We start from the raw sequence: 13,621 nt of genomic DNA on the forward strand, positions 1-13,621 counted from the left end.
AGCCACGGATCCAACCCCTGGGACTCCAGCAGGTAGAACACCGGTTTCCAGTAATCCGAGGTCGCCTCCATCACCACCCGGGTCACGCCCAGCTCACGCAGCCGATCGGCCAGGCCCAGCAGCGAACGGGTCATCGTCGAGTAGGCCGTGATCTCTGCGCGCGGCGGCCCGGCCGGTCCGGATGCGGCACCCGCATACACGCCACCAGCTCGGCCTTGCCGATGTCCAGCGCCGCGACCCGCTCGATGATCTCCTCGGAGTCCCCGCTGTCTTCCAACATCGCCGTCCTCCTCTCGGCACCACCACGGCGGTTGCCTGCAGGAGCTGCGAGGGACCGGCGAATCTGATCCGCGTGCTCGAAGCAACACCGAAGGGCCCACAGGGGGCAGCTCCCAGCGCCCGACTAGCCCACGACCTCACACGGACCAAGGAGCGACGGCGTCAGCGGGCAACCAACCCCATTTTCAGCCCGGAACGGGCCGCCCGACAGGGCGAACGGGGACTAGCCCGGCCGAAATGCGACAGCTGCCCTGCTAGCAGGAGTGAGGTCCGCCCGGTAGCGGCACCGGCCACCGCGGCGCCTCCTGCACAGCCCACCGCACGGCCCGCGAGGCCGGCTCCGATCCGTCTCGCACGTCCCCAGGCGATCGCCCCCAACCCTGGCGACTGTCCTCCGACTGCGGCCGCGGCGTCGGCAGTGACGTGCCCCGCGCCGCCTCCGTCAGGTGGCAGCGGGGTCTCCGGTCTCGAGCATCCTTCGCCCGCAGTTCACACAGATGCTGTCGCAGCTGCTTCCGGACGCCGCTCCGAGGTTTGTTCGTCCTCAAGCATCTTCTGTTGAATGGGACGCCCGTCAGACTGTTTCTCCGGGTAGCCAGGCCGCGCATTCAGCCGTCGGCCAAGGTGTCGAGGTCGTGCTCGGCGACGGTCACGCTAGCGGCCGGCCACAGGCGGGTGCTGCCCTGGTAGCGCAGGGCCGCGGGCGCGGCGCACGCTCGGCTGGTGACCGCGACCTCGCCGCCGCCACCCGCCTCCGTCGGCAGCCCTATCGGGCACTCCTCAGCGGGGCACGGCTTCCTGGCTGCCCTCGACGACCGCCGGCTCGTGCTGGCCGCCGTCGGGCCCAACTGGTTCGCGTCGGTGATGGGCACCTCGATCGTCGTGACGGCGGCGGTCACCCTTCCTGTCCGAGTGCCCGGGTTGCGGCCGCTCGCGCTGGGCGTGTGGGTGCTGGCCGGCCTTCTGCTGGTGGCTGTCACCGCGGCCACCGCGGGGCACTGGATTCGTCACCCTGAGCGTGCCCGCGCCCACCTCGACGACCCGGTCATGGCCCATTTCTACGGCGCGCCGCCGATGGCGCTACTGGTCTTCGGTGCGGCCACCCTGCTCGCGGGAAGCGACATCCTCGGTGTCCGGACCGCACTCGCCGTCGACGTCGTCCTGTGGCTGACCGGGACCGCACTGGGCCTCCTCACCGCCGTCGCCGTGCCGTACCGGCTCTTCACCCGGCTCGACGTCCCGCCCGAGGGCGCCTTCGGCGGCTGGCTCATGCCGGTGGTCCCGCCGATGGTCAGCGCCGCCACCGGGGCCCTGCTCGTGCCACACGCGCCCGCGGGCCAGCTCCGGCAGACGCTGTTGCTGGGCTGCTACGCGATGTTCGGGCTCAGCCTGCTGGCCAGCCTCATGGTCATCACCCTGTTGTGGAACCGGCTGGCCCAGCACAAGGTCGGCCCGGCCGCGATGGTCCCCACACTCTGGATCGTCCTGGGCCCGCTGGGTCAGTCGATCACAGCGGCGAACAACCTGGGCGCCCAGGCCGCGCTCGCACTGCCTTCCCCATACGCCGGCGCGCTGCACGTCTTCGGGCTCATCTACGGCGTGCCGGTCTGGGGTTTCGCGCTCATGTGGGCCGCGCTGGCCGGGGCGCTCACCCTCCGCGCCGTGCGCCGCGGCCTGCCGTTCACGCTCACCTGGTGGTCGTCGATCTTCCCGGTGGGCACCGTGGTGACCGGGACGTCGGACCTGGCCCTGGTGTCGGGATCGGACCTGTTCCGCGCCGCAGCCGTGCTCTTCTTCACCGGGCTGGTCGTGGCCTGGCTCGCCGTCGCCGTCCGAACCGCTGCCGGGACCTGGTCGGGCCGGCTGCTCAGGGCCTGAGTACCGAGTCGTCGGCTATGGCTCACCAACGCACCGACACCCGGCCCCGCGGACCCCATCGAGGTGGCCGCCTACCACGTCGTGTCCGAAGCGCTCACCAACACCACCAAACACGCGCGCGTCTCCCACGCGTACGTCGCGGTCGAACAGCGCGACACCGTCCGGCGCCTGTCGATCCGCGACGACGGCGCCGGCCGCGCCGATCCCGCGCGCGGTTCGGGCCTGATCGGGCTGCGCGACCGGGTGCAGGCCCTGGACGGATCGATCGACGTCGACAGCCGCCCCGGCGAAGGCACGGCGATCGTGGCCGAGCTTCCGCTGCAGCCCGACCGATAGGTCGACCGCCCTGTGACACGAGGAGTTCCGGGGTCGCGGCGATGACCAGGCCGTGGTGAGCCGGCATGCGGACGCCGCGCCGACGAGACAGCGGCGGAGGCGTACCGGAACGGGACCCAGGCTGTGTTCGACGCGAGGCGAGCACAGCCGAGAGCGGCGTCATGCTCTCCGGCGGTGGCGAGAAGACGGAGGAGGTCGCGCGCGTCCTGATCGACGTGGGCGACAGCCTCGATGGCGCGAGGAAGGCGACCGCGGGCCAGGTGCAGTCGCTCTCGGCCGACATCACCGAGACGATCAACCGCCGCAATGCCTACATGGCCGACAATGCGGCCGTCCTCACGCCGGAGGCCGCCGCCGCGGCCGACCAGCGTCTTCTTCAGCAGACGGTCGACGCCGTCCGGTCCCCTGTCATCGAGCTCCGGCCAGCTCGGTCCGGCCCGACAGGGTGTGTCAGCGGACGTGCCGAGCGAGGGCCCGCCCAGGACCTATGAGCGGACGGTCGGTGCGCGGTCGGGTCGCGCGGTCGCGATGGTCGGTACGGGCGGCATGCCGCTCCTTCATGAGGTGGTCGGGCGAGGGAAGTGCGCGGCGAGCTCGGACCGCGAGCGGAGGCCGAGCTTGGCGTAGGTGCGAGTGAGGTGGAACTGGACGGTCTTGACCGAGAGCAGCATCTCGGCGGCGACCTCTTTGTTGGTCAGCCCGCCGGCGACGAGGGCGGCGACGGTGCGTTCCTGCTCGGTGAGGGCGTCGATGTCGTTGTCGTGGAGCCGGGAGCCGGGGCGGCCGGTCTTCAGCTCGCGGTCGCACCGCTGGACGTAGATGGCCGCGCCGAGGGCCACGAAGCGCTGGCGGGCTGTCGTGAACGCGGCGGCCGCGTCGCGCCGTCTCCCGGCGCGACGCAGGGTCAGGCCGTGTGCGAAGTCGACCCGGGCCTTCTCGTACGGCAGCGGAAGGCCCTCGAGCTGGCCGCGGGCGTAGAGGAACGCTTCCTCGGCGGCAGCGGTGTCACCGCGAGCGCCCAGGAGCCGCCCGCGCACGTATCCGAGCCGCGCAGCCGCAGACCGGTGCCCGCGTGCGCGGACGACGGCTTCGAGCGGGGTCAGGAACTCGTCGGCCTCGGCGAGGCGGTCGGTCACGACGAGCGCGTTGGCGTACAGGTCGTGCCAGGGCCAGAAGCCGGGTTCATCCAGTCCGCCCCGAGGTCGACGTGTCGCGAGGGGGGCGAGGTGGCGAACCACGGCCTCGTAGTCGGAGGCAGCTTCGGCCAGGTGGGCCCTTCCGAGCAGGGCGGGGACGGCCATGACGGTGTAGTCGTGGTCGGCGGCACCGCCGAGAGCTTGATGGCTTTCGGCCGCCCGCCGCTCGCCACGCAGGGCGTGGACCTGGGCTCCCGTCCAGTGCACGAGCGGGCGCAGCAGGTCGAGATCAGTGGCCCCGAGCAGGATCTGCGCCTGGTCGACGGACTGCAGTGCGCCGGCCCAGTCGCCGAGGGCGAAGCGGGTGCGGGCGAGCCAGGCCAGCGCCCAGAGCGAGATGCGGTTCGACCCGGTGTTGCGGACGTTCGAAACGGCGTACTCGAGTTCCCGTCGCGCGGCTTCTGGTTCGTCCTGCGCCAGCAGCAGCCAGCCGAGCCCCATCCTGGCGCGCTGGTGCTGCGGGCCCGACGGGCTCTCGTCGATCGCACGGCGGTAGGCGGTGAAGGCCTTCTCGAGCTCCCCGCGGGCGGCGTGGCCGAGACCGACGATCGCCCGGGTCTCCACCGCCGCCGGGGCGCTCGGCTCCGCATGCTCGATCGCGCGTCCAGCCCAGCGGACGAGCTCGTCGCCGTCCCATTCGGCGAGTGCGTGCAGAACGTGCCGTTGACAAACGACCGCGGCAGCATCGCGGTCCGGACCACGGTGCTGCCATGCGCTGTCGAGGTAGGCCGCCGCCTCGGCGCGTCGGCCGCGCTGAACGGCGACGTAGGCCAGGACCGCGTCGCGGCGGGGGCCGGTGGGCAGCGCCTCGACGTCGGGGAGGGCGTCGACGGCTTGGCCCAGCAGGCCGGCGCCGGCGAGGGCATCGACGGCTTGGATGAGCCGGACCTCGCGGTCGGTGCGGTTCGGGCTGATCCGGCTGGCGTCGATCAGGGCGCCGGCGACGACGGCCCAGGCCCCGTCGTCCGCCTTCCGCCGGGCAAGATCGAGGAGCTCGCCGGCGAGCTCCGGATCGGGGAGCGGGTTGGCCTCGACCCGGTGGCGGAGCCGTTCGGTCTCGTCGGTGACGACGTCCGCGGCCCGGCGATGCAGCTCGTGCCTGCGGCTAGGGGCGAGCGCGGCGCGCACCGCACCGCGGACGAAGCGGCCCGGAAAGGTCAGCGTGTCCAAGCCGTGACCCGCGGCCGGGACCAGAAGTCCGGCGGTGGCGGCCTCGTCCAGCGCACTGATCGGGTCTGCGACGCTCGAAAGGGCGGCGGCCTCGGCCAGGTTCGGGGTGTTCCCGAGCACCGCTGCGGCCTCGACGAGTGCGCGGGTTGCCGAGGAGCACCCGTCTAACGCAGCGTGGACCTGCTTCTGGACGGATGTCGGCGCAGGGAGCCGGGTCTGCCAGTCCGACCAGCGGATCGGCGGGGTGTCCCGAAGGATCTCCACCAGGTGGCGGGTGACGCCGCCGGCGTGCTCGCAGAGTCGCCGGGCGACAGGGACAGGAAGGTCGATCCCGGCGACCCTGGCTGCGAGGAGTCGGGTCTGGTCCGGACCGAGAGGCGGGACCAGGAGCCGGGCGGCGGGGATCCTGTCGAGAACGTCGCGGGTGTCGGGATGAACGGCGACCTCGGGACCGATGCGGTCCATGAGCAGGACCAGAACGCGCGCGTCCCGGACGCGAGCGACGGCTGAGGCGATCGCACGAGCCGAGGCGGGGTCCATCGCGTGCGCGTCGTCGACTGCCACCAGCAGCAGCTCGCGGGCTGCGCGGCGCATCCAGCGCGCGGCGAGCTCCTCGCCCCAGGCGCCGGAGTCTTCCTCAGGCGCGAGCAGGACAGGCTCGGGGTCGGAGGCCGCCAGGCGACGGGCGAAAGAGCCTGACCGGTCGGCTTCCCAGGCCAATCCCGCGGCCGTCGACACTGCAGTACCGGGATGCCGCACCAGGAACCGACGCAGCAGAGTCGTCTTCCCCACGCCGGGGACTCCTCGGGCGACGACGACGCACGGCTCGCCGGTCGAGGCCCGCTGCATCAGTGACTCGAGCCGTTCGAGTTCGGCGTCGTGCCCCACCAGATGAGCATCATCGACCTCGATGTCGAACCGGGCGTCCATCGTGTCACCGTAAGGCCGGGCCGTCGGGGTGACCGTCCCCGTCGACCCGGCCGGATCCGGTCAGCCCAGGTCGCCGCCGCCGACCGGCAGGACGCTGCCGGTGACGTACGACGCCTCGTCGGAGGCGAGGAACAGGATGGCCGCGGCCTGTTCGTCGAGCGTGGCGTACCGCTTGAGCAGCGACGATCCGATCGTCTGGTCGATGTGGGCCTGGAACCAGGTGCGCTCCTGCTCGGTCCGGGTCTCCGGGGTGCCCCGGGAGATCCGGCGGGGCGGCGCCTCGGTGCCCCCGGGCGCGGTCGCGACGACCCGGATCCCCGCGTCGGCGTACTCGAAGGCCAGCGAGGCGGTGAGGGCATTGATCCCGCCCTTGGCCGCCGAGTACGGGATGCGGTGGATCCCGCGCGTGGCCGCCGACGACACGTTGACGATGACCCCGCCGCCCTGCTCCACCATGGACGGCAGCACCGCCCGGCAGCACCACAGCGTCGGCATCAGCGACCGGGTGATCTCGGCGGCGATCTCGGCCTCGGTGAACTCGACGAACGGCTTGAAGTTGATCGCGCCGCCGACGTTGTTCACCAGGACGTCGACTCGGCCCTGCCAGCCGTGCGCCTCGCGCAGCGCGGCCTCGGCCGAGCCGTAGTCCTCCAGGTCCACCTCGATCGCGAGGGCCTTGGCCCCGTCGGTGAGCAGCCCGTCGGCCACCTCGTGGACCAGGGGAGACCGGTCGAGCAGCACCAGTTGCCCACCCTCGGCCGCGGCCCGTTCGGCGACCGTGCGGCCGATGCCCTGCGCGGCGCCGGTCACGACGACGACCTTGCGGTGGAAGCGCCCCGGGGTGACGAACCGCGGCCTGCGGGCGGCAGCGTTGTCGGCCATCGCCCGCCGGGTCGTCTCCTTCGACCGGTCGGCGTGCTCTCCGACCAACCGGCGCGCACGCGCGCGGTCGCCCGCCTCGAGCGCGTCGACGATGTCGAGGTGGTCCTGGGTGCAGCTCGGGTGGCACCAGGTCGCGATGCGCAGCGACTGCTCCATGTGTCCCTTGACGCCGAGCGCCTCGTAGGCCTGGGACAGGTGCTCGTTTCCGGTCAACGTGAACAGGTAGTCGTGGAACGCGGCGTTGGTCTCGGTGTAGGCCGCGGCGTCGACGAAGCGGTCGCCGTCCACGTAGGGCACGGTGGCCTCGGCGAGCAGCCGATAGCCGTGGATCTTCTGACTGGTCAGCCGGCCGACGACCAGCTCGAGGGCCCCGAGCTCGAGCGCCCGGCGGGCGTCGAAGATCGCGTCCGACTCATGGACCGACGGGTGTTCCTCGCCGATGTGGTACCCGCCGCTGCCGATGGCGGTGGCGGGCCGGTCCGCTGCTGGAGCGACAGCGGTCGGCGCCTCCGGCGCGGGCGGGGTGAGCGGGGTGAGCGCGGCCGCCGGGAACAGGTCCTGGCCGGTGACGGTCCGGCCACCGGCGACGACGAGCTCGTCGCCCGGGTCGATACCGGAGACGCCGCGGCCAGCGGTCTCCAGCAGGCCTCGGGCGAACAGCTCCTGCCCGCAGATGCCTCTGCCCTGGTCCGGGGACCTCGAGATCGTGATCCCCAGAGGCTCGAGCTCCATGCTCGGGATGAGGGTCTGGCCGGTGACGGCCCGGCCCTCCCCGACGAGGACCAGGAGCTCGTCCCCGTCGGCTACGGGCGTCGGCACGACGACCACCGGACCGGTTTGCGCGCCGGCGCCGGCGGCCGCGATGTCCGCGTCCTCGGCCGCTGCCGGGTGCTCCTCGCCGGCCTCCGGGATCATCTTCTCCTCGGCGCCGGGCTTCTCGGGGCCGCCTGCGGCGAGGGCGAACTTCTCGTAGTAGAAGCCGCCGGGGGCGATGCCCTGGTCGGAGAAGTGGCCGCGGACGGCGTCGACCATCGCCGGCGGCCCGCAGAGGTAGACGGCGGTGGCGCCGTCGTGCAGGTGCTCGGGCTCGATCAGTGCGGTCACGTACCCCTGGTTCCGGGCGCTGGTCCTCTTGTCGGCGACGCAGTAGTCCCAGGTCAGGTTCTCGACCGAGGAGGCGAGTCGCTCGAGTGTCTCGGTCTCGACCACGTCGTCGTCCGTCGTCGCGCCGTAGAGCAGGTGCATCGGACGGGTGCTGCCCGTGGCGTCGAGGGTGCGCAGGATCGACAGGATCGGGGCGAGCCCGGTCCCGCCCGCGAGCAGCAGCAGCGGATCCTCGGACTCGCGGAGGAAGAAGCTGCCGTGCGGGCCGGTGAAGGAGATCTCGTCGCCCAGCTCGGCGCGCGAGTCGAGGTATTCGGACATGACGCCGCCGGGGCTGAGTTTGACCAGGAAGGTCAGGGCCTCGTCGTCCGGGGCGTTGCTGAACGAGTAGGAGCGGGACTCGTCGGTGCCGGGCACGGCGATGTTGACGTACTGGCCGGGCAGGAAGGCGAGCTCGTCCCGGTCGGTGATCTCGAGTGTCAGCGCGACGGTGGTCGGCGAGAGGCGGTCGAGCCCGGTCACGGTGCCGCGGTGGGTGGCGGCGCTGGTCTTGGCCACCGCCGAGGTGCTGGCGATCTGCAGCACCAGCTCGGAGCGGGGCTTCATCTGGCAGGTGAGGACGTAGCCCGTCTTCTCCTCGTCGGGTGAGAGCGCGTCCTCGAGGTAGTCACCGCCGTCGAAGTCTCCGGACTCGCAGAAGGCCTTGCAGGTGCCGCAGACGCCGTCGCGGCAGTCCATGGGGATGTTGATCCGCGCCCGGTAGGACGCGTCGGCGACGGTCTGGTTTTCGTTGCATGTGATGAACCGGGTGACGCCGTCCTCGAAGGCGAGGGCCACCCGATGGCTGCCCGTTGGAGCACTCATCGGTCCTCCTCCTCAGAAGTGGTAGACGTCGACCACGTGGTGGATGTAGTCGTTCTTGAGCACCACGGTCTTGCGGCGGATGAGCGGGGCCTCGCCGGAGAAGTCGATCGTGTAGAACGACGTGCCGTAGTAGGGGTCGACGGTCTTGTATCGGAAGTACATGGTGTGCCAGTTGAACCGGACGTCGACGAGGTCGCCGCGGCGCTCGATGACCTCGACGTTGCTGATGTTGTGGCTGGTCCGCGGCTCGGGCAGCGAGGTGGCGCTGGAGCGCTCGGTGCGGATGCGGAAGACGCGGTCCTCGAGGCCGCCCTTGTTGTCGTAGTAGACGAGCGAGATGTCGCGCTGGGGGTCCTCGGTGAGCTTGTCGTCGTCGCCCCAGGAAGGCATCCAGTAGACGACGTCGTCGGCGTAGCACTCGAGCCACTTCTCGAACTCGCGGTCGTCGAGGTGGCGTGCCTCGCGGTAGAGGAACTGCTCGATCGCGTTCTGGGTGATCAGCTTGCCGCCGGTGGCCTGGTCGTCGGTGGGGCGGCTCTGCTCGGTGGTGGTCATGGCGTCAGTCCTTCTCGGTCGTCGCGGGGGAGCCGGCCTGCGACTCCTTCTCGAGCGCGGCGAGCAGCGTCGAGCGCCAGTAGCCGTGTTGGACGGGGTAGAGGCCCTCGTCCTCGTTGCGCATCCCGGCGGAGACGACGCCGTTCATGTCGAGGGACTTCGCGACCTCGTCGGGTCCGGTGAGCCAGTGCTCGGCGCCGCGGCTCATGTCGTTCCACGGGGCCGCGGTCGCGCGGAAGGTGAGTTGGCAGGAGCGGAACTCCTCCAGGTCGTCCGGGGTGGCCATGCCGGAGGCGTTGAAGAAGTCCTCGTACTGGCGGATCCGGTGGGTGCGTGCCTCGGCGCTCTCGCCCTTCGGGGCGATGCAGTAGATGGTGACCTCGGTCTGGTCCGGCGCGACGGGCCGGAAGTGCCGGATCTGGGTGGAGAACTGGTCCATCAGGTAGACGTTCGGGTAGAGGCAGAGGTTGCGGCTGCCCTTGACCATGAACTCGCCCTTGGCATCCCCGAACTGCTCCTTGAGCTCGTCCATCTTGTTCCACAGGGGACGGTCCTGCGGGTTCGCGGCCCAGGTCCACAGGCACAGGTGGCCGTTCGGGTAGGACCAGTAGCCCCCGCCGGTCTTGCCCCAGCCGCCGGCGTCGAGTGCCTTGGTGGTGTTCGCGGACTCGCCGGTGCCGCGGCGCGAGGTCGTGGCGGCGTAGTTCCAGTGCGTGGCGCTGACGTGGTAGCCGTCGGCGCCGTTCTCCGCCTGGACCTTCCAGTTGCCGTCGAAGGTGTAGGTCGAGGAGCCGCGCAGCACCTCCAGACCGTCGGGGGACTGGTCGACGAGCATGTCGATGACCTTGGTCGAGTCCCCGAGGTGCTCGACGAGCGTGCTGACGTCCGGGTTGAGGCTGCCGAAGAGGAACCCGCGGTAGCTGTCGAACCGGGCGACCTTGGTCAGGTTGTGGGATCCGTCCTTGTCGAAGGTGCCCGGGTAGCCGGCGCCGTCGGGGTCCTTGACCTTGAGGAGTTTGCCGTCGTTGCGGAAGGTCCAGCCGTGGAAGGGGCAGGTCAAAGTAGGACGGTTGTCGGTCTTGCGGCGGCAGAGCATGGCTCCGCGGTGTGCGCAGGCGTTGATCAGGCAGTGCAGCTCGCCGTCCTTGCCCCGGGTGATGACGACGGGCTGGCGGCCGATGTAGGTGGTGAAGTAGTCGCCCGGGTTCGCGACCTGGCTCTCGTGGGCGAGGTAGATCCAGTTGCCCTCGAAGATGTGCCGTATCTCCAGCTCGAAGATCTCCTCGTCGGTGAAGATCCGGCGGTTGGCGCGGTAGATCCCGGCCTCGGAGTCGTCGACGACGGCGTCATCGAGGATCTTGCGGACGTGGGACACATCGGCGGTGGCGGTCATGGGCAAGGCCCTCCGGTCGAGTCGGCAGTGAGTCGAGTTCGGTACTGACCGTCGACTGTCACGGGGACCGCCTCGATACCGCGTCGGAGATTTGCCTAGTTCTGACCCAGCAATTATTGGGACGGAAGCGATCTCAATCAAGCTGAACTAGGTCTTTGTATGTATCGGTCAGCGGGCCTACCGTGGTCGTGTCTGAAACACGTCATGACCTATGGAGCGCAAGCTTCGTTCCATCTCGGCACTTGGCCAAGCCTGGAATTGCGTACCGGCTACGGCACACGGAGCAGAGACCCGATCGATGGAGGGAGGACGGACGATGGAGATCCGGCAGCTCCGCTACTTCGTCACGGTCGCGCAGACCCGGCACTTCGGGCAGGCGGCCGAGCGCCTGCACATGGCCCAGTCCCCGCTCTCGCAGGCGATCCGCCAGCTCGAGTCGCAGGTCGGGGCCACGCTGTTCAACCGCACCACCCGCCGGGTGGACCTCACCCCGGCCGGCGATGCGTTCCTGCGCGACGCGCTGCGCATCCTCGCGTCCGTCGACGCCGCGCAGGAGCGGGTGCGGCGCATCGGCAACGGGCAGAGCGGCCTGCTGCGGGTGGGCTGCACAGGACTCGCCGCCTACAAACAGCTGCCGCAGCTGGCCCGGATCGCCGCCCGCGAGCTCCCCGACCTGATCCTGCGCTTCGTGCCGGACCTGCTGACCCCGGCGCAGGAGGCGGCCCTGGCCGAGGACCGGATCGACCTGGCCGTGCTGCGGCCGCCGCTGCGCAGGTCGGGGCTCGCCTCGCGGCTGATCGCCCGGGAACGCTTCGTCCTGGCCGTCCCCGCACAGCATCGTCTCGCCGGCGACGAGCCCGCCGCCCTGAACGAGCTGCGCGGCGAGGATTTCGTTGTCTACGGCGCCCGGGACTCGGTCGTCGACGCCGCCGTGACGCAGGCGTGCCTCGGTGTCGGCTTCCTGCCGCGGCGCGCCCACGAGGTCGCGGAGACCTCGGTGATGCTCACCCTCGTCGCGGCCGGCCTCGGCGTCGCCCTACTGCCCGAGTCCGCGCTCGCTCTGCGCGTGGAGGGCGTCCGGTTCGTGGCCGTCGCCGACGACGCGTACGTCGATCTCGCCCTCGCCTGGGTGGGCGAGGACCTCGATCCTGCTCTCGCGCGTCTCCTGGAGGTGCTGGAGGCGAACGGCTTCGTCACGCCGTCGCCCCTTGCAGATTCCGCGACGACGCCCCTGACCTTCGGAGAACTGACATGAAGATCGCACGCGTCGAGGCGATCCCGTTCGCGATCCCCTACCGCAAGCCGCTGCGCTTCGCCTCGGGCGAGGTCCGTACCGCCGACCACGTGCTCGTCTGCGTGCACAGCGACGACGGCGTCGTCGGCATCGCCGAGGCCCCGCCCCGCCCGTACACCTACGGCGAGACCCAGCAGTCGATCGCCGCGGTGATCGAGAAGATCTTCGCGCCCGAGATCGTCGGCCTGTCGCTGCTGGAGCGCGAGGTCGTGCACGCGCGGCTGGAGCGCACCGTCGGCAACCCGGCCGCCAAGGCCGCCGTCGACATGGCCGTCTGGGACGCGCTCGGGAAGACCCTCGATCTGCCCGTCACACAGCTGCTCGGCGGGTACACCGACCGGATGCGGGTCTCGCACATGGTCGGGTTCGCCTCCGACGAGGCGATGGTCGCCGAGGCCGAGACGGTCCGCGACCGGTACGGCATCACCACCTTCAAGGTGAAGGTGGGCCGGCGGCCGGTCGATCTCGACGTGGGCGCCTGCCGGGCGCTGCGCTCGGCGCTGGGACCCGAGGTGGAGCTCTACGTCGACGGCAACCGCGGCTGGTCCCCGTCGGAGGCGGCGCGGGCGCTGCGCGCGATGGCCGACCTCGACCTCACCCTCGCGGAGGAGCTCTGCCCCGCCGACGACGTCCTGGGCCGGCGCTGGCTCGTCTCGCAGACCACGGTTCCCACCGTCGCCGACGAGAGCGCCACCACGCCGGGCGAGGTGACCCGCGAGCTGCTCGGCGGCTCCGCGACCATGATCAGCATCAAGACGGCCCGCACCGGGTTCGGCACCTCGCAGCGGATCCTGCACCAGTGCGAGGGCATGGGCGTCGAGGTCGTCATGGGCAACCAGATCGACGGCCAGATCGGCACCGCGTGCACGGTCGCCTTCGGCGCGGCCCACCGGCTCACCACCCGCCGCGCGGGTGAGCTCTCCAACTTCCTGGACATGAGCGACGACCTGCTCACCGAGCCGCTGGAGATCACCGGCGGCGAGCTGGTCGTGCGTCCCGGACCGGGCATCGGCATCGAGATCGATCCCGACAAGCTCGCGCACTACCGCCAGAACCGCTGAGGGTCCTCGTCGAGAACTCGACACCCCGAACCGCACCGACGCGTCAGGAGACACCACCATGACCAGTTCCACCGATGTGAACGCCACGGCAGCCGGCTCCGGCCGCAACGCCACCGCCACGTTCGCGGCGAAGGAGCGTCCCGCCGGACCGGTCGACCACGCCCGGGTGTCCGCGATCGCGACCGACGCCCTGCACGCGCTGCACGACGTGGTCCGCAAGCACCAGGTCACCTACGCCGAGTACGACGCGCTCAAGGCGTGGCTGATCAGCGTCGGCGAGACCGGCGAGTGGCCGCTGTTCCTCGACGTCTTCGTCGAGCACGTCGTGGAGGAGGTCGCCAACGCCGACCGCAAGGGCGCCGTCGGCACCATCGAGGGCCCGTACTACATCCCGGGTGCGCCCGAGTTCGCGAGCGAGGCCACCGTGCCGATGCGCGAGGGCGAGGCCGGCACCCCGCTGCTGTTCCAGGGCACGGTGACCGACCTCGACGGTGCGCCGGTCGACGGTGCTCTGGTCGAGCTGTGGCACGCCGACGACGCGGGCTACTACTCGCAGTTCGCCCCGGGCATCCCGGAGTGGAACCTGCGCGCGGCGATCCGCACCGGCGCCGACGGCCACTACGCCTTCCACACCATCCAGCCCGCGCCCTACCAGATCCCGACCGACGGCTCCACCGGC

11 protein-coding genes are annotated in these 13,621 nt (G+C 71.0%); 6 read left to right on the forward strand and 5 right to left on the reverse strand.

Annotation, left to right across the window (positions count from 1 at the left end):
• Positions 1-130 precede the first annotated feature (130 nt).
• Positions 131-280, reverse strand: a complete 150-nt coding sequence (locus JWP64_RS04405; protein WP_297492534.1) for a hypothetical protein — start codon at positions 278-280, stop codon at positions 131-133.
• Positions 281-1,002: 722 nt separating this feature from the next.
• On the opposite strand from JWP64_RS04405, the gene JWP64_RS04410 reads away from it, so the two are divergent.
• The 3 genes from JWP64_RS04410 to JWP64_RS04420 all read left to right on the forward strand — a co-directional run bounded on the left by JWP64_RS04410 (position 1,003) and on the right by JWP64_RS04420 (position 2,984).
• The gene (locus tag JWP64_RS04410) at positions 1,003-2,157 is read left to right on the forward strand and encodes a TDT family transporter (RefSeq protein WP_297492537.1); all 1,155 of its coding nucleotides are present in this window, start codon (positions 1,003-1,005) and stop codon (positions 2,155-2,157) included.
• Between the two features lie 63 nt (positions 2,158-2,220).
• Complete coding sequence (locus JWP64_RS04415; RefSeq protein WP_297492539.1) at positions 2,221-2,493, forward strand: ATP-binding protein; 273 nt, start codon at positions 2,221-2,223, stop codon at positions 2,491-2,493.
• A gap of 161 nt (positions 2,494-2,654) precedes the next feature.
• On the forward strand, positions 2,655-2,984 hold the full coding sequence (locus JWP64_RS04420) for a hypothetical protein (protein ID WP_297492542.1): 330 nt from the start codon (positions 2,655-2,657) through the stop codon (positions 2,982-2,984).
• 66 nt (positions 2,985-3,050) lie between these two features.
• Here the strand turns inward: JWP64_RS04420 and JWP64_RS04425 are convergent, their stop codons facing one another.
• From JWP64_RS04425 to benA, 4 genes are read right to left on the reverse strand one after another with little or no spacing between them, the layout of a single operon-like run.
• On the reverse strand, positions 3,051-5,789 hold the full coding sequence (locus tag JWP64_RS04425) for a LuxR family transcriptional regulator (RefSeq protein WP_297492544.1): 2,739 nt from the start codon (positions 5,787-5,789) through the stop codon (positions 3,051-3,053).
• 60 nt (positions 5,790-5,849) lie between these two features.
• Positions 5,850-8,639, reverse strand: a complete 2,790-nt coding sequence (gene benC, locus JWP64_RS04430) for a benzoate 1,2-dioxygenase electron transfer component BenC (protein WP_297492546.1) — start codon at positions 8,637-8,639, stop codon at positions 5,850-5,852.
• A gap of 12 nt (positions 8,640-8,651) precedes the next feature.
• Complete coding sequence (benB, locus tag JWP64_RS04435; protein ID WP_297492549.1) at positions 8,652-9,194, reverse strand: benzoate 1,2-dioxygenase small subunit; 543 nt, start codon at positions 9,192-9,194, stop codon at positions 8,652-8,654.
• A 4-nt stretch (positions 9,195-9,198) separates the two neighbouring features.
• The gene (gene benA, locus JWP64_RS04440) at positions 9,199-10,587 is read right to left on the reverse strand and encodes a benzoate 1,2-dioxygenase large subunit (protein ID WP_297492552.1); all 1,389 of its coding nucleotides are present in this window, start codon (positions 10,585-10,587) and stop codon (positions 9,199-9,201) included.
• 316 nt (positions 10,588-10,903) lie between these two features.
• Between benA and JWP64_RS04445 the strand changes: the two genes are divergently transcribed.
• The 3 genes from JWP64_RS04445 to JWP64_RS04455 all read left to right on the forward strand — a co-directional run.
• A complete protein-coding gene (locus tag JWP64_RS04445) occupies positions 10,904-11,842 on the forward strand; it encodes a LysR substrate-binding domain-containing protein (RefSeq protein ID WP_297492554.1) in 939 nt (312 codons plus the stop codon).
• Positions 11,839-12,942 (forward strand): enolase C-terminal domain-like protein, encoded by a 1,104-nt coding sequence (locus JWP64_RS04450; protein WP_297492557.1) that lies wholly within the window; start codon positions 11,839-11,841, stop codon positions 12,940-12,942. The genes JWP64_RS04445 and JWP64_RS04450 overlap by 4 nt, the downstream gene beginning before the upstream one ends.
• A gap of 58 nt (positions 12,943-13,000) precedes the next feature.
• A partial coding sequence (locus JWP64_RS04455) for a dioxygenase (RefSeq protein WP_297492560.1) occupies positions 13,001-13,621 on the forward strand: 621 nt, incomplete at its 3' end.

Origin of the sequence: Pseudonocardia sp., assembly GCF_025465255.1 — a bacterium.
In the GTDB taxonomy this organism is placed as follows: domain Bacteria; phylum Actinomycetota; class Actinomycetes; order Mycobacteriales; family Pseudonocardiaceae; genus Pseudonocardia.